The sequence below is a fragment of the Mucilaginibacter sabulilitoris genome (assembly GCF_034262375.1).
Classification (GTDB): Bacteria; Bacteroidota; Bacteroidia; order Sphingobacteriales; family Sphingobacteriaceae; genus Mucilaginibacter; species Mucilaginibacter sabulilitoris.
On record NZ_CP139558.1, the window covers coordinates 88,660 to 104,184 of the forward strand.

General features: G+C 43.5%; 14 protein-coding genes. 3 read left to right on the forward strand and 11 right to left on the reverse strand.

What is annotated here, in order from left to right; genetic code table 11:
* Positions 1 to 3: 3 nt before the first annotated feature.
* The 4 genes from SNE25_RS00345 to SNE25_RS00360 form a co-directional block, all read right to left on the reverse strand.
* On the reverse strand, positions 4 to 1,008 hold the full coding sequence (locus SNE25_RS00345; RefSeq protein WP_321563101.1) for a vWA domain-containing protein: 1,005 nt from the start codon (positions 1,006 to 1,008) through the stop codon (positions 4 to 6).
* Positions 1,005 to 1,967 carry a BatD family protein gene (locus tag SNE25_RS00350; protein ID WP_321563102.1) on the reverse strand — a complete coding sequence of 321 codons (963 nt, stop codon included), beginning with the start codon at positions 1,965 to 1,967 and terminating at the stop codon, positions 1,005 to 1,007. The genes SNE25_RS00345 and SNE25_RS00350 overlap by 4 nt, the downstream gene beginning before the upstream one ends.
* Before the next feature lie 2 nt (positions 1,968 to 1,969).
* On the reverse strand, positions 1,970 to 2,911 hold the full coding sequence (locus SNE25_RS00355; protein ID WP_321563103.1) for a DUF58 domain-containing protein: 942 nt from the start codon (positions 2,909 to 2,911) through the stop codon (positions 1,970 to 1,972).
* Between the two features lie 69 nt (positions 2,912 to 2,980).
* On the reverse strand, positions 2,981 to 4,036 hold the full coding sequence (locus SNE25_RS00360) for an AAA family ATPase (RefSeq protein ID WP_321563104.1): 1,056 nt from the start codon (positions 4,034 to 4,036) through the stop codon (positions 2,981 to 2,983).
* Between the two features lie 228 nt (positions 4,037 to 4,264).
* Between SNE25_RS00360 and SNE25_RS00365 the strand changes: the two genes are divergently transcribed.
* On the forward strand, positions 4,265 to 5,305 hold the full coding sequence (locus tag SNE25_RS00365; RefSeq protein WP_321563105.1) for a hypothetical protein: 1,041 nt from the start codon (positions 4,265 to 4,267) through the stop codon (positions 5,303 to 5,305).
* Positions 5,306 to 5,422: 117 nt separating this feature from the next.
* On the opposite strand, the gene SNE25_RS00370 is transcribed toward SNE25_RS00365, so the two are convergent.
* Positions 5,423 to 6,271, reverse strand: coding sequence for a DUF4198 domain-containing protein (locus SNE25_RS00370; RefSeq protein ID WP_321563106.1), 849 nt, complete (start codon positions 6,269 to 6,271; stop codon positions 5,423 to 5,425).
* Between the two features lie 59 nt (positions 6,272 to 6,330).
* Here SNE25_RS00370 and SNE25_RS00375 point away from each other — a divergent pair, with 59 nt between their 5' ends.
* Complete coding sequence (locus SNE25_RS00375) at positions 6,331 to 8,310, forward strand: alpha-ketoacid dehydrogenase subunit alpha/beta (RefSeq protein WP_321563107.1); 1,980 nt, start codon at positions 6,331 to 6,333, stop codon at positions 8,308 to 8,310.
* A 282-nt stretch (positions 8,311 to 8,592) separates the two neighbouring features.
* Here SNE25_RS00375 and gldD read toward each other — a convergent pair whose 3' ends face one another.
* The 6 genes from gldD to SNE25_RS00405 form a co-directional block, all read right to left on the reverse strand.
* On the reverse strand, positions 8,593 to 9,171 hold the full coding sequence (gldD, locus tag SNE25_RS00380) for a gliding motility lipoprotein GldD (protein ID WP_321563108.1): 579 nt from the start codon (positions 9,169 to 9,171) through the stop codon (positions 8,593 to 8,595).
* Positions 9,168 to 9,968, reverse strand: coding sequence for a shikimate dehydrogenase family protein (locus tag SNE25_RS00385; protein WP_321563109.1), 801 nt, complete (start codon positions 9,966 to 9,968; stop codon positions 9,168 to 9,170). The genes gldD and SNE25_RS00385 overlap by 4 nt, the downstream gene beginning before the upstream one ends.
* A 36-nt stretch (positions 9,969 to 10,004) precedes the next feature.
* Positions 10,005 to 10,766 (reverse strand): YoaK family protein, encoded by a 762-nt coding sequence (locus SNE25_RS00390; RefSeq protein WP_321563110.1) that lies wholly within the window; start codon positions 10,764 to 10,766, stop codon positions 10,005 to 10,007.
* 148 nt (positions 10,767 to 10,914) lie between these two features.
* Positions 10,915 to 11,676 carry a phosphosulfolactate synthase gene (locus tag SNE25_RS00395; protein ID WP_321563111.1) on the reverse strand — a complete coding sequence of 254 codons (762 nt, stop codon included), beginning with the start codon at positions 11,674 to 11,676 and terminating at the stop codon, positions 10,915 to 10,917.
* Between the two features lie 241 nt (positions 11,677 to 11,917).
* Positions 11,918 to 12,076: a hypothetical protein gene (locus SNE25_RS00400; protein ID WP_321563112.1), complete on the reverse strand. Its 159-nt coding sequence runs from the start codon at positions 12,074 to 12,076 to the stop codon at positions 11,918 to 11,920.
* 244 nt (positions 12,077 to 12,320) lie between these two features.
* Positions 12,321 to 13,724 carry a tetratricopeptide repeat protein gene (locus SNE25_RS00405; RefSeq protein ID WP_321563113.1) on the reverse strand — a complete coding sequence of 468 codons (1,404 nt, stop codon included), beginning with the start codon at positions 13,722 to 13,724 and terminating at the stop codon, positions 12,321 to 12,323.
* 239 nt (positions 13,725 to 13,963) lie between these two features.
* Here SNE25_RS00405 and amaB point away from each other — a divergent pair, with 239 nt between their 5' ends.
* Positions 13,964 to 15,505, forward strand: a complete 1,542-nt coding sequence (gene amaB, locus SNE25_RS00410; protein WP_321563114.1) for an L-piperidine-6-carboxylate dehydrogenase — start codon at positions 13,964 to 13,966, stop codon at positions 15,503 to 15,505.
* The last annotated feature ends 20 nt before the right edge of the window (positions 15,506 to 15,525 follow it).

Consider the following 15,525-nt stretch of genomic DNA (forward strand, 5'->3'; position numbering starts at 1 on the left):
TTATTAAGTTAAGGCCCCTTTTAGCAGGGTGTTTTTTAATAAAAATTCAAGCGACAATAATACCAGCGCTATAATGGCCCATGGCAAAAACATTTCGGTTTTTTTGCGGTATTGGGTTACATCAATCTTCGCTTTCTCCAGTTTGTCAATCTGGGCATAAATTTCTTTCAGCGTTTCATTATTGGTTGCCCTGAAATATTTACCGCCGGTTATCCTAGCAATTTTTGATAACGTCCCCTCGTCAATGTCAACTTTCATGCGCTGGTATTGCACACCAAAGGGGGTTTGCACCGGGTATGGCGCATAACCATTAGTGCCCAGGCCTACAGTGTATACCCTTACATTAAACTGCTTGGCAATTTCGGCAGCAGTAATAGGCGGTATGGAGCCCGAATTATTTGAACCATCGGTAAGCAATATCACCACCTTACTTTTAGCCTCGCTGTTGCGCAGACGGTTTACTGCGGTTGCCAGGCCCATGCCAATGGCGGTACCATCTTCTATCATTCCGTTCTTGATATCGGCATACATGTTAACAAGCACGTCATGGTCAATAGTTAAAGGACATTGGGTAAAGCTTTCACCGCTAAATACCACCAGGCCTATCCGGTCATCCGGGCGGTTTTTTATAAAATCAATGGCTATATTTTTACCTGCTTCTAAACGATTAGGTTTAAAGTCCTCGGCAAGCATACTGCCCGAGATATCTGAGGCTATCATGATATCGATACCCTCAGTAGTAGTGTTTTGCCAGCTTAATGACGACTGCGGCCTTGCCAGCGCTACTATCAACGCAGCAAGAGCCAATGACCTTAACACAATACCCACATGCCTAAAACGGCTTATTTTGCTTTTACGGGCAAGGGCAAATCCCTTAAGCGTAGGTACATTTAAATTACCCTGCAGTTGCTGTTGTTTCCAGATATACCATGCCGTCATTAATGGGATAATGATCAGCAACCAGAAAAATCCGAGATGGGCAAATTCTATTCCGTTAAACCAGCTCATTTTTTATCCTCTCCCTTTATAACGGGTGTTTGAACTACCTGCTTGGTGTTGTTTACAAAAGCCACAGCATTATCCAGGCTCTGCTCATTTTCATGAGGCAATGGCTTTTCTTTGGCAAATTTCACCAGATCGGCCAGTATCAGCATCTGCCGTAACAGGTTTCTGTTCTCCTCGGATATATCCATATACCGTAAACTGGCAAAAATCTCATCAGAGGTTTGTTCCTGGGCCTGTATGGCATAGCGGCTTTCCAGGTAATCGCGTATTACATCTGTAAGCTCGGTATGGTATTGCTTGGTTTGCTCCTGCTGCCAAAGCTTTTTGTCGCGCAGCTCGGCAAGTTTCTGCAATGCGGTAACATATGCTGGTATAACCGGTTTAGGAGGTTCCACAACCTCTACTTTCTTAGGTCTTGTCCGCAGGTAATAAATAATACCGCCAATGATCAGTATAACAGCCAATGCACCAACTACCCATACCCAGTTATCGCGCAGCCAATCCCAAAATGTATAGGAAATGGCTAAAGGTTGCTTAATATCATACGCCGCTTTCGTGGTATCAACTGCTACTGTGGCTACCTGCAGTGTTAAAGGCTGGGTTTTAACATCGCCCCCGGTTGTATGGAAAGCATAAGCCGGAATTGCGTATTGCCCGCTGTCAAAAGAGGTAATGGTATAATTGTGCCTGATAGTTTGAATGCTGACATCATCCTTGTCAAAAATGGTATCTATCTTGCTGCCTACAATCAGTACTTTACTGCCTATACTATCCGCCAGCGCCGGAAACTCAACTTTATCCTTAACATGAAAACGCGCAACCAGGTGCAGCTGGGTTTGCTCGCCTATTTTTATCGCGGTACGGTCAAGCTTTGCTTCGGCCTGAACATCTTGCGCCTTAGCGTTATAAACAGAACCGGTTAGTAATATAAACAGGATCAGGATGTAATTAAAATTCCGCATGGTTATCTTCTGCCTTCCCGCTTTTTAAATAATGTCATTAATGGTTTCACGTATGATTCATGTGTGCCCACGCTGGTAAAATCAACCCCCGATTTATTAAATGTATCTTTTAACACACCATTGCGTTTTAAGGCTTCTGCCTTAAATGCCTTACGCACGGCTTCGTCAGCTGTGTTTACCCAAAGCAGTTCACCTGTTTCTTCGTCCCGCATCGGGATCAGGCCCAGATTCGGAAATTCTTCTTCGTGCTTGTCATACAGCCTAAGGGCAATGATGTCATGCTTTTTATTGGCGATCTTCAGCTCGTCATAAAACGCCGGACTTATAAAATCTGACAGAATAAAAGCAGTACATTTTTTCTTGATCACCCGCGTAAAATATTTAAGCGCCTCTGCAACGTTGGTACCTTTACTTTCTGGTTTAAAATCAATCAGCTCACGGATGATCATCAGGATATGGGTACGTCCTTTTTTGGGCGGGATGAATTTCTCTATCTTATCACTGAAAAATATCACACCAACCTTATCATTATTCTGTATGGCCGAAAATGCCAGTACGGCGCAAAGTTCGGTAGCCAGGTCCTGCTTTTGCTGATTTTGGGTACCAAAATTTTCGGACCCGCTCACATCCATCAGCAGCATTACGGTAAGCTCACGTTCTTCGTCAAAAACCTTTACATAAGGGTGGTTAAAGCGGGCCGTAACGTTCCAGTCAATCGTCCTGATCTCATCGCCCAGCTGGTATTCGCGCACTTCGCTGAAAGCCATACCACGTCCCTTGAAAGCCGAATGATACTCGCCCGAGAATAAGTGGTTACTTAACCCACGGGTTTTAATCTCTATCTTCCTTACTTTTTTAAGTAGTTCTTTGGTATCCTTAGCCATATGGAGCCCTCTAAAAGCCTCACCTAAATCCTCTCCAAAGGAGAGGACTTTGATCAGCAAGTTTAGTTTTTATTTAGTGGTTAAATCGTTCTTTTTACTCCCTCTCCTTTGGAGAGGGTCGGGGTGAGGCTATGGAACCTCTACCGCGTTCAGTATCCCTGTAATTATGTTTTCAGAAGTGATGTTTTCTGCTTCAGCCTCATAGCTTAGCCCAATACGGTGACGCAGTACATCATGACAAACGGCCCGCACATCCTCCGGAATTACATAGCCGCGGCGTTTGATAAAAGCATAAGCCTTTGCAGCCAGTGCCAGGTTAATGCTCGCCCTCGGCGAACCTCCAAACGTAATGAGATTTTTATAATGGGCCAGTTTAAACTGCTCGGGATAACGGGTGGCAAATACAATATCAATGATGTATTGCTCTATTTTCTCGTCCATATACACCTCGCGCACTATCTTGCGGGCCCTTACAATTTCTTCGGGTTTTATGATAGGCGAAGGCTTAGGCATACCGCCGGGTAATATATTGGCACGGATAATTCTTTTTTCTTCCTCCTTATCTGGGTAGTGTATTACCACCTTGAGCATAAAACGGTCAACCTGTGCTTCGGGCAGCGGGTAAGTACCTTCCTGCTCAATAGGGTTTTGGGTTGCCAGTACCAGGAAAGGGTTTGGCAGCGGGAAAGTATTATCACCAATGGTAACCTGGCGCTCCTGCATGGCTTCCAGCAACGCACTCTGCACCTTTGCCGGGGCACGGTTAATTTCATCGGCCAGGATAAAATTGGAGAACAACGGCCCTTTACGAACGATGAACTCTTCCTTTTTTTGATTGTAGATCATGGTTCCCAGCAAATCTGCCGGTAAAAGATCCGGAGTGAACTGGATACGGCTGTAATCGGCCTGTATAGCTTTTGCCAGCGTATTGATGGCCAGCGTTTTGGCCAGCCCCGGTACACCTTCTAATAAAATGTGCCCATCGGCCAGTAAACCGATCAGCAGGCGTTCAACCATATATTTTTGCCCGATGATCACTTTATCCATCTCCAGTTTAAGCAGATCGATAAAGGCGCTTTCCTTTTGTATCATTTCATTCAGCGCCCTGATATCGGTTGAATACGATAAACTACCAGGAATTGAGCCTGATGAAACGTTTTCGGTATTACTTTTTAATTCTTCCATGCAATCTTTTTTATTCGGTAGGCAAACTTAAACACACTAACATTTTTTCACCAAAAAAATTCCCCTCTTAAATGTTAAATTTTGTTAAATTTTTAACAATGGCGGTAAATATATAAGTTATGCAAGGTATTTAGGCTTATTTAATTCATTAAAAACGACAGTATTTACTATCAGCGCTTTGCAGGTTAATAATCGCCACTATTACGAATTTAACTTATATTTATACCTATGATAAAACATTATCTGTACATTTTGCTGATGGCGGCAATTATATGCACTTCTGCGACAGCGCATGGCCAGGATTCGTTTAAAGCAATTGCATTGCCTCAAAATATCAACAGTGTAGACGAAGAATTTTCGGGCATGACCATGTATAACGGACGGCTCTATCTGCTGCCCCAATATGGCGATCATAAGGAAACAAAGCTCAATGGCACTTTTTCCATTTACAGCATCGTGGCCGACAGCATAGGCAGGGTAATAGACAAAAAAGACACCGCGCTCACAGCCTACAAAGCCATCAGCGTTAAAAAACTTAATCAATTACCCGATTCTGTAAAAGCAAATTATGAGGGCTTTGAGGCTATAACTATGGTAAATAATATGGTTTACTTATCCATAGAAACCGATGATAGTTATGCTTATTGCTTTTTACTAAAAGGCACATTTGATACCATTAAAAATACCATAACTATTGACCCGTTGCATTTTGTAACGCTTAAAAGACCAATCCACATCAGCAATGCCGGTTTTGAAAGTGTAACGTGGTTACCTAAGGAAAAAAAACTATTGGCCTATTATGAATTTAACGCAGCTGCAAAAGGAGGCAATGGCTATTTAATTGATACCTCGTTTAATAAAACGCCCGAACAAGTAAAAACACCTTTCCTTTATTTCAGAGTTACAGACATTGCCGCTACCAGTGACGATAAGATATACGGCATTAACTATTTCTGGAACGGCGACTACAACTCATATCTGAACAATGATGTATTAAAGAACCAGTTAGAAAATATCAGAAAAACAATTCCAGACCTTAACAATACCGTTGCGAATGATCCCGATTATTTAAAAACAAACAGCTACAACCGAATAGTAATGCTCAATAATCGTAAGGACAAACAGTGGAAACAGGTTACCTCAACATTTCCGGTTTTAAAAAATAATTGGGAAGGTATAGCGCTTTACCGGAAAGGTGCTTTGATCATTACCGATGCCAATATGAGCGGTAAACAGTTAAGTACGTTTGGATATGTGGAGTTCGAGTAGAGGCATTAAATTCCCCTTGTCATCCTGAGGAACGAAGGATCTATTAACGAACTATGTACATCGCAAAATAGATACTTCACTGCGTTCAGTATGACAAGCTTTTTGAAAGTCGGGCTCTTAGTGCTTATCGCCAAAACCAAACTCTTTGTACGTATTAGGCATGCTGTCCTCATTGCTGAAAGCGAAGGTGTAGGTGGCGCCCCAGCTTTCAAAATCGGCATTTTTATCAGTAGAAGTTTCCACATGTACAGAACTTATCATGTAAATACCCTCACGGCTTAGTTTAAAATAAACCTGTCCCTGGGCATCTGTAGTTAGTTTCTGTGGGAATACATTGCCGCTTATGGTTTTTACATATACAATAACTACGGCATCTTTAAGTATCTTACCTTTGAACAATACCTGCGCTGTTACATCATCGCCATAGCTGGCCTTGTAGGGATTTTGTTGTATCACTATCTCATAATCCTCGCCCAGTGGTTTATCAAAATCTTTACCGTTAGGCTTGTCAACGGATATCAGCGTTTTTAAGTAGCGGTTTGATTTTTCGACAAAATATTGCTGGTTGCTATTCTTCGCGTCTTCGGCTATTTTATCCAAACCTTCATTAGCAAGGTATTTCAAAAATTTGTTCCGTTCAGACTCTATGCTTTCACTTTTTACCAGTTCAATCAATGCAAGTCCACCGTTTTCAAGCTGGTAGTTGAGCACATTGCTTGCTGTGTCTTTTGGATTACCCAGGTCGGTCTTTTTTGATCCCTCATACAGCATAAACTTCAAGATCTTTTTAGGTTCGTATTTATACTCGGCATCTTTCTGAAACTCGCTCCCACTTAATAAGTGCAGGTTCAGCTTATCACCCTTCTTCATATAAAAGCTTTGGGGCAGCAAAAAATAATCCTGTGAGCTGGCAGCAAAACCAATAAACAATAGTAGCGCGAGTAATAAAAAACCGAATCGTTTCATACTTTTTTGATAGGATTGTCAAACATACAAAGTTTTAAAAACTTCAGTAGTTTTACGTCATGATTTTTGACCGTAAAAACCTTGATACTGAAAATTTAACACTTTTTTACAAAAAATTGTTGTTGCCACGACTGATTGAGGAGAAAATGCTGATCCTTTTACGGCAGGGGCGTATAGGCAAATGGTTTTCAGGAATAGGTCAGGAAGCCATTGCTGTTGGCAGTACATTGGCCATGCAAAGCGATGAATATATTTTGCCCATGCACCGCAACCTCGGGGTTTTTACGTCAAGGGATATTCCTCTTTCGCGGCTAATGGCGCAATGGCAGGGCAAGCCATCTGGTTTTACCAAAGGCCGCGACCGCTCCTTCCATTTCGGTACACAGGAATATAAGATCATCGGTATGATATCGCATCTGGGGCCACAGCTGGCATTGGCAGATGGCATTGCCCTGGCCGATGTTTTATCGGAACGGAAAAAATCAACCCTGGTATTTACCGGCGAAGGAGCAACCAGCGAGGGCGACTTTCACGAGGCGCTTAACATTGCCTCGGTTTGGAAACTGCCGGTTATATTTTTAATTGAGAATAACGGCTATGGTCTCTCTACTCCGGTTAACGAACAATATAACTGTCTTAAACTGGTTGATAAGGCTATAGGCTACGGCATAGAGGGCCGCCGCATTGATGGCAATAACATACTGGAAGTTTACCATGCCATAAAACACATAAACGAAAGCATCCGGGAAAACCCAAGACCGGTTTTGGTAGAGTGCATGACATTCAGGATGCGTGGGCATGAGGAAGCATCGGGTACTAAATACGTTCCGCAGAATTTGTTTGAATGGTGGGAAGGCAAGGACCCTGTGGCAAATTTTGAAAAGTATCTGCTGAACGAAGGTGTGCTCCGCCCCGAGTGGATACCGGTAATTAAAAAAGAGCTCGCCGCCCATATAGAAACCGAAATTGAAAAGGTTTATAGCGAAGCCGATATTGTTCCGGATATAGAAACTGAGATTGCGGATATGTACCAGCCTTATCAGTTCCCGGCGATACAGCCACCGACTACACCAACTACCAGCAAACGCTATATTGATGCCATAAGCGATGGACTAAAACAGGCGATGCGCAAACATACCAACCTGGTGATCATGGGCCAGGATATAGCCGAATATGGCGGCGCTTTTAAAATAACCCAGGGATTTGTAGAGGAATTTGGCAAAGGTCGGGTGCGTAACACACCTATCTGCGAGTCGGGGATTGTGGGCGCGGGCATGGGACTGGCATTAAATGGGTATAAAGCAATCGTAGAGATGCAGTTTGCCGATTTTGTAACCTGCGGCTTTAACCAGATCATTAATAACCTGGCCAAAACCCATTACCGCTGGGCACAGGGTGTAGATGTGGTGATTCGTATGCCAACGGGAGCGGGCACCGGGGCGGGGCCTTTTCACTCACAAAGCAACGAGGCCTGGTTTACCAAGACCCCCGGATTGAAAGTGGTTTATCCGGCCTTCCCGGCAGATGCCAAAGGGTTGCTGCTGGCCGCCGTTGACGATCCCAACCCCGTAATATATTTTGAACATAAATACCTGTACCGCAGTATCAGCGGTGATGTACCGGATAATTATTGCTTGATAGAAATTGGCGAAGCTAATGTTGTAAAACAAGGAGAACAGGTTAGCATTATTACCTTTGGACTGGGCGTACACTGGGCGCTGGAGTATGCCGGCAAACATCCCGAGCAATCTATAGAAATTATCGACCTCCGCAGCCTGTTACCCTGGGACAAGGAAGCAGTAGAAGAAAGCGTAAAGAAAACCGGCCGGGCACTGGTGCTGCATGAAGATACCCTGACCAGCGGTTTCGGCGCCGAGATAGCCGCCCATGTTGCCGAACATTGCTTTAAATATCTTGACGCTCCTGTTATGCGCTGCGGCAGCCTTGATACCGCCATACCCATGAACAAAGCTCTTGAGGATCAGTTTCTGGCCAAAGCAAGACTGGAAGAAACAATGGAGAAGTTACTGGCTTATTGATTTTGAAATTTTTGTCATGCAGGAACGGGGTGAAGCATCTATCAGACGAACAACCGCCGTGGATAAGACAGCTATCCGCGGTTAACAAATAGTTTTACACTTAAATATTAATGCATTGATTATCAATGTGTTCATAAATATTCACGGTGTTCATGCCTCTGTGAACGTGAACACTGTGAACGCGCTCATATTGAAGAAGATCCTTCGTACCTCAGGATGATAAATTTTTATTTTTTCTACTTTAACTTCCTGATTCTTGCCTCTTATTTCTTGATTCTTAGCTCACTTCCACCTAAAACTCTTAATCATTACTTCCATGTCCTTTTTTATAAAATTGAGCACAGGTTGTATGGAGTCAAGCCGGGGTTCGGTGTTGAAATAGAGCGCGCCGCGCAGGTAGTTTTTAGTACTGTCGGTCAAAAAAAACTGTGCCGACGATGCCGCGTTGCCGTCAATAGTGTAATAAATACCAAAAACCTTACGGTCGGCATAGCTGATCACGCCTTCGTCAATAGAGGTTGCTTTAACCGTATGTTTAAATGCAAAGGTGCGGGCATCTTCTACCAGCTCATTAAACACTTTTTTTGATGTTACCGGCTGGTAGCTTAAGTGCAGTGTGGCCCCAAACTGCGGAAACTGCATATTAACCCAGCATGATTGGGCGCCTTTCGTTGTATCGGGCTCAATAAAAGCGTATTTAGGATAGCTAAAAGTATAAGGGCAACCCACGTTATAATCCCGGTATCCCTTTTTTGGGAAAACTATGCGGAAATAGCCCCGCGGCTTTGGCGAATAGTCGTGATTGCCACCGCAAGCCGCAAAAAGCATTATCGCGCCCATTAATACGCTAATGTATCTCATAAGCGGTTATCTTTAGCATTCCAGATCTCCCATGATCTTTCGGCCTGTAAAACGAGCATTTCATAACCATTTTTAGTGGTGGCCCCTTGCTCCCGTCCTTTCCTTAAAAACATCGTTTCTTCCGGATTATAGATCAGGTCGTACAGCAAATGGTCGTCGGTTATAGCATCATAAGGTATAGGCGGGCATTCGTCAATTTTGGGCGAAGTGCCAACCGGGGTAGTATTGATGATGATCTTATGCTGTTCAATATGGTGCGGTTTAAGCTGGTTGAACAAAATATTGCCAGGATGCGGTTTCCGGGCGACCGTTTTATAGGCGATACCCATATTTTCGAGCACGCATTTAACCGCCTGCGCGGCGCCGCCGTCGCCCAAAACAAGGGCCTCGTGATTGGTATCTTTAATTAATGGTTTTATAGACATTTCAAAGCCGTACAGGTCGGTATTATAGCCTTCCAGCCTGAAATCATGCCCACCTACTCCAACTTCGCCGGTAAAGGCAGCCTGCAGCGGACTTTCGGCAATTACGCAGATACAATTTACGGCACCCGCCTTACGTGCATCGTGTTCAATCCAGTCCAGGTAAGGCAACACCGCCATTTTATGCGGAATAGTTACATTAAGCCCCTTAATATGCGGATTTTCATCGAGCAGGTCCTGCAGGTCTTTGATGTTTTCGAGCGGGTACAAATCATAAACAGCATCTGTAATATTTTCGTTCTTAAATTTCTCTGCGAAATACTTCTTTGAAAAAGAGTGTGAAAGCGGATAGCCTATAAGTCCGTATTGTTTCATGCGGTAATATTAGCAACAATTCATAAGTTATGAAAACTATTGATCGGTACGCCGTGATTTATACCTTATTATAGGATACAAAAACCTTGCCTTTTGCCTGCGCCAGCAAATAATGAAAGCGATGAACAAAACACCGGCAGGTATAAACAGGGAATAATCATGCAGCCTGGGGGTCGTTAGCGCGGCTAAAATCGCTCCCGCCAAAAAACAAAGACATACAAAACCAAACAAGCGGGCTTCGCGCAGGGCAACACGATCAAGACCGGGCATAGTTCCCCTGAAAAAAGCTTCGGCAAAGCGGCGAAGGTTGCCGGTGGTCATTACAGAGTTATACGTCCACAGTTCGAGCTTGGTAAAATTTGAATTTTGCATGGCCGCCACCAGCGCAATGGCCAGCACCAGCAATACATCGGGGAATGAATCTGATAAAAAGGAAGCCGCTATCAGCACTATAATTTCGAGCCCGAGGCAGGTCAACGCCGGCTTGGGGAAATATTTTAATACCGAAGGCAAATGCATGCGGTAGGCAATAAGTACACCTGCTAAAAACGCTACAATTGGCGGAATGTGCCTCATGGCCTGGTGCCAGTTACCTGTTGCAGCGTACATGCCCAAAAACACCACGTTACCCGTCATGGAGTTGGCAAATACATGACCGTGCCCTATATAAGTAAACACATCAAGGAACCCACCTGAGAGGGTGAGTAAAGCCGCAACCTCTATAGAATTATCAGAATATACCTGCACCGGCAATTCATCGCGGTTTACGCTGGGCAGGTTTTCAGCTTCTGGCGCCATATTGCTGTTCAGTTTTACAAAACCGGTAACTGGTTTTAATTCCTGTTAAGATAATAAATCCGCAACATTACCAGTAAGCCTAAAATAAAAAAGCCCCCAGAAATTATTCTGAAGGCTCCGTTAACTTTATAGTAAGATCAGTCAAAAGTTACAAATTTAAAAAATGGTCAAAGGTATCACTCCGGATACCCAGGCGTAAGGTTTCAAGAGGTATAATATCAGCGGGAGCAATATTGCCCAGGCTTACATTGGCACCTATGAGTTTAATGAACCAAACCTGCTGGGCCTTTTGTGGGGCCTCCCAAATAATGGTTCCTTCGGGTATCTGGGTCAATATTTCATCAACCAGTCCCTGTCTCACTTCCCCCGAATCGCGGTATATGCCTACATTGCCACTTTCGCGTGCTTCGGCTATTACCTTCCACGAGCCGGCTTCAATTTCGGCCTGCATCAGTTTAATCCATTTGTAGGGGGCAAATATCTTTTGCACATCTTTCGAGCCTACTTCAGATATTACCGTTACCTGTTTGGCCAGCCTGCTAATATACTCGCACTTCTCATCGTGCTCAATTTCAATAGAACCATCAGACACTTCACAGTGTTCCAGATTGTATTTATCCAGTATACGGCAATAATCATCAAATTGTTTCCTTACAATAAAGGCTTCAAACAAAGTGCCGCCAAAATATACGGGGATACCGGCCTGCTGGTACAGCTTTATTTTTTCTGTTAAATTGGGGGTAACGTATGATGTTGCCCAGCCTAATTTAACAATATCGGTGTACGGGCCGCCAACTTCTAAAAAATCCTCTACCTGCCTTAAACTGAGCCCCTTATCCATCACCATGGTAATACCTTTGTCGCGGGGTTTGGCTGTACGTTGGGGAAGATCATTGATCATATAATTCATATAGATAGTTGGTTATAGCCTATAACTAAAAGTTCTAACACTGCAAATGTCGGAAATTATCCGGAGATTGAGCAAATCCCATAAAATTTTTACGAAAATTTGGCAGGAAGCTAATTTTCAACATATGTGGATTGAATACATTAGAGGCCGGCCCGCAAATAAAATGGGTTCCTCTGTGCCTATAGCACAAGGGAACCCATTTTTAACTTAAAAGCCTACCCGCTTTTAAAAAATGTTTTTGCTATGCGATATTGCTTGCTTCCTGTTCCTTTTTAGGTTCTTCCATTTGCGGAACAAGAGCAGCTCTGGCACCTTTATAAAGAGGGTTGGTTCCTACCTTACTTGCCAACAGCTGAGCATTCACGTTTAATTTGGGCGCCTGCACTTTACTTTTTGTCATGACTTTTAGGGGTTTTATAACTTGATCAATAAATAAAGGCAAATATAACGTTTTCTTAACCCACTGTATATCAGCATGTAAAATTGTACAATTGTGTACCTAAATGTTAAAATTATACAAAAAAAAGCCAAAACTTATTTTAAAGTTTCGGCCTTTTCATATTCATTAATTAGGGTATGGATACGTTTAATAAACCATGCCTATTTAATTAATAAGCCAGTTTAATTAAATTATAACTCGGTTTTTATTTGGTATACCTATTTATAATATCCACAATCACTTTGTTTTTTTGTAACTGGGGCAGGTAATCAAAAAGTATATAATGCTTCTCCGGATCGCTTGTAAGCGCTAGTTCCAACTGGTTAAGCGCCTCATTATACTCGCCTTTTGCAAATAAATAAGCTACCATACGGTAATAAAGCTCAGCGGCTTCTGGGTTATTCTTTATAGCTTCCGAAATGATTTCAATAGCGCTAACCAACCTGTCTTGTTCATACAATATGGATGAATAGTCGAGCCAGGCATCAATATCCAGCGGGTTTAATTCAACCACTTTTTCATAAGCTTGCTCGGCTTCAGTCATGTGGCCCAGCTTATATTCCGCGTCGGCAATGGCAAACCAGTAATCGGCGTTGGCAATATCCAGGTCGAGCGCTTTTTTATAAAAGTGCAGGGCCTCAAAATAGCGTTCCTCAAAATCAAGCGTAACACCAATCCCAAACCAGGCATCGGCCAGCTTAGGGTCCATCTTAACCGATTTTTTGTAAAAGGCCCGCGCATCGTCCATTTGCTCCAGCTTTTCATAGCATTCACCAATGGCGCAATAAGTATCGGCATTAGGCTGCTCATACTCAAAGGTGTGGCGGTACACTTCAATGGCTTCGGCATATTTCTCGAGGTTAACAAGGGCGTTACCCTTATTAAAATAGGCCGATGCAAAACTATCTTTGATCAATATGGCATAGTCATACGCGTCAATAGCTTTTTCGAACAGGCTCAGCTTGGTATAGGCATTACCCAGATTATACCAGGCAGCGTAGCTATAGGGCTCGTTATCAATATACTGCTGGTAAAACTGTACACTTTCCTGCTGGTTGTCCATTACATCGTAACAAAAAGCCAGTTCGTAGAGGGCATCCTGGTTTTCCATATTTTGCTTAAGGCATAGCTTAAGGTAGGTTATGGCAGTATCATAATCGCCCATGTTTTGGTAAACGTAGGCAATATGCAGCAGTATCTCGTCGGTTTCTTCGGCAAGCCCTAATGCTTTTTCATAATTTTCCAGCGCTTCGCCAAAACGCTCCATGCTCTCATACATATTGCCGCGGATAATATAAATATCAGCGTCAGAAGCTTCGAGCATAGCCGCTTTATCCAAAGCCGCGAAAGCCTCGGTCACTTTGTTGGTTACAACCAGCAACTGGGCTTGTTTAATTAAAAAAACTGCTGCAAAAGGGTGCTGGTTACGCGCGTACTCTGCTACTTGCAGTGCTTTGGCCGGATCATTCTTTTCGATGTAATAGTCGATAATGTTCTCAAACGCCTGGGCATCAAAAAAGTACTGGTCGTGATTACGAATCATCTCCTCGTACCGTTCTACCGAAAACTTTGGATCTTCGGTAAAACCAAATTCAAATTCTTCTTCCATTCAATTTTGTTTGCAGAACATCCGCTTTAGGTTAACAATTGTTATTGCTTCGTAAAGACTTATTGAGTTCAAAATACAACAAGTAAGCGTCCGTTTAGCAATTAAGTTTTCCACATTCACACATTTATACAACAATTGTGTTGCAATGCATTGATAATTAATAACAATCAATTAATAGGCCAAAGGTGGGAAAACGAAAAATTGCCTTAAGATTTTTACCTTTGACAAAAGTAACAATTATGAACCTCGATATTTCAGATATTCTAAAACGTTTACATATAAACGATATTAGTGAGGCTTTTAGTACGGGCGCAACCTGGGGCAGCAGCGCCGGGGCTGCCGTAAAAGATATTATATCGCCGGTTGACGGTAAAAAGATAGCGGCGGTAAGATTTGCAACCGAAGATGATTATAATAAGGTTATTGAACAGGCTGCCCAGGCTTTTAAAACCTGGCGCAACACCCCCGCACCAAAACGCGGCGAAATTGTACGCCAAATAGGCGAGGCGCTGCGTAGAAACAAGCAAGACCTGGGCACACTCGTATCATACGAGATGGGCAAAAGCCTGCAGGAAGGATTGGGTGAGGTGCAAGAAATGATTGACATTGCCGATTTTGCTGTTGGCCTCAGCCGCCAGCTTTACGGCTTAACCATGCACTCTGAGCGTCCAAATCACCGCATGTATGAGCAATACCATCCATTGGGTATTGTAGGTATCATTTCGGCATTTAATTTCCCGGTGGCTGTTTGGAGCTGGAACTCGCTGCTGGCCTGGGTTTGCGGTAATGTTTGCATCTGGAAACCATCTGAAAAAACCCCATTAACCGCTATCGCCTGTCAGCGTATAGCACAGGAAGTATTTAAACGCCATAACATTGACGAGGGTGTATCAAACCTCATTATTGGCGACCGTAATATAGGCGAGCTGATGGCGACTGATACCCGTGTGCCATTAATATCTGCTACCGGCTCAACCCGTATGGGTAAAGCGGTTAGCGCTGCGGTAGGTGCCCGCCTGGGCAAAAGCTTGCTGGAATTAGGGGGCAACAATGCCATTATTATTACTGAAAATGCCGATCTGGATATGTCGCTCATCGGAGCGGTATTCGGCGCAGTGGGTACCGCGGGGCAGCGCTGCACCAGCACCCGTCGTCTTATCATACACGAAAGTGTTTATGAAGCCTTTAAGCAAAAACTGGTGAATGCTTATGGCCAGATACGCATTGGCAATCCGCTTGATGAGCATAACCACATGGGCCCGCTGATTGATCATGACGCGGTGAGCCTGTATCTTAACTCAATTGAAAAATGTAAGGCCGAAGGCGGCAAGTTCGTGGTTGAGGGCGGTAAACTGGAGGGAGAGAACTATTCATCAGGATGTTACGTAAAACCCTGCATTGCCGAAGTGGAAAACCATTTTAAAATTGTGCAGCACGAGACATTTGCGCCCATACTTTACCTTATTAAATACAGCACTCTCGATGAAGCTATTGAATTGCAGAATGGGGTACCGCAAGGCTTGTCATCGGCTATTATGACTAATAATTTGCGCGAGGCAGAACAATTTTTATCATACGCTGGTTCTGATTGTGGCATTGCCAACGTAAATATAGGTACATCGGGTGCGGAAATAGGTGGAGCGTTTGGCGGTGAAAAGGAAACCGGCGGTGGTCGCGAATCTGGCTCTGATGCATGGAAAGTTTACATGAGGCGGCAAACTAATACTATTAATTATTCAAAAACGTTGCCTTTAGCACAAGGCATTAAGTTTGACCTCTAAAAAATATTTTATTACTAACT

Excerpts from the sequence above, each read along its gene's own strand:
- SNE25_RS00345 (WP_321563101.1), bottom strand. The coding sequence starts at position 1,008 with ATGAGCTGGTTTAACGGAATAGAATTTGCCCATCTCGGATTTTTCTGG.
- SNE25_RS00350 (WP_321563102.1), bottom strand. The coding sequence starts at position 1,967 with ATGCGGAATTTTAATTACATCCTGATCCTGTTTATATTACTAACCGGT.
- SNE25_RS00360 (WP_321563104.1), bottom strand. The coding sequence starts at position 4,036 with ATGGAAGAATTAAAAAGTAATACCGAAAACGTTTCATCAGGCTCAATT.
- SNE25_RS00365 (WP_321563105.1), top strand. The coding sequence starts at position 4,265 with ATGATAAAACATTATCTGTACATTTTGCTGATGGCGGCAATTATATGC.
- SNE25_RS00370 (WP_321563106.1), bottom strand. The coding sequence starts at position 6,271 with ATGAAACGATTCGGTTTTTTATTACTCGCGCTACTATTGTTTATTGGT.
- SNE25_RS00375 (WP_321563107.1), top strand. The coding sequence starts at position 6,331 with ATGATTTTTGACCGTAAAAACCTTGATACTGAAAATTTAACACTTTTT.
- gldD (WP_321563108.1), bottom strand. The coding sequence starts at position 9,171 with ATGAGATACATTAGCGTATTAATGGGCGCGATAATGCTTTTTGCGGCT.
- SNE25_RS00385 (WP_321563109.1), bottom strand. The coding sequence starts at position 9,968 with ATGAAACAATACGGACTTATAGGCTATCCGCTTTCACACTCTTTTTCA.
- SNE25_RS00390 (WP_321563110.1), bottom strand. The coding sequence starts at position 10,766 with ATGGCGCCAGAAGCTGAAAACCTGCCCAGCGTAAACCGCGATGAATTG.
- SNE25_RS00395 (WP_321563111.1), bottom strand. The coding sequence starts at position 11,676 with ATGAATTATATGATCAATGATCTTCCCCAACGTACAGCCAAACCCCGC.
- SNE25_RS00400 (WP_321563112.1), bottom strand. The coding sequence starts at position 12,076 with ATGACAAAAAGTAAAGTGCAGGCGCCCAAATTAAACGTGAATGCTCAG.
- SNE25_RS00405 (WP_321563113.1), bottom strand. The coding sequence starts at position 13,724 with ATGGAAGAAGAATTTGAATTTGGTTTTACCGAAGATCCAAAGTTTTCG.
- amaB (WP_321563114.1), top strand. The coding sequence starts at position 13,964 with ATGAACCTCGATATTTCAGATATTCTAAAACGTTTACATATAAACGAT.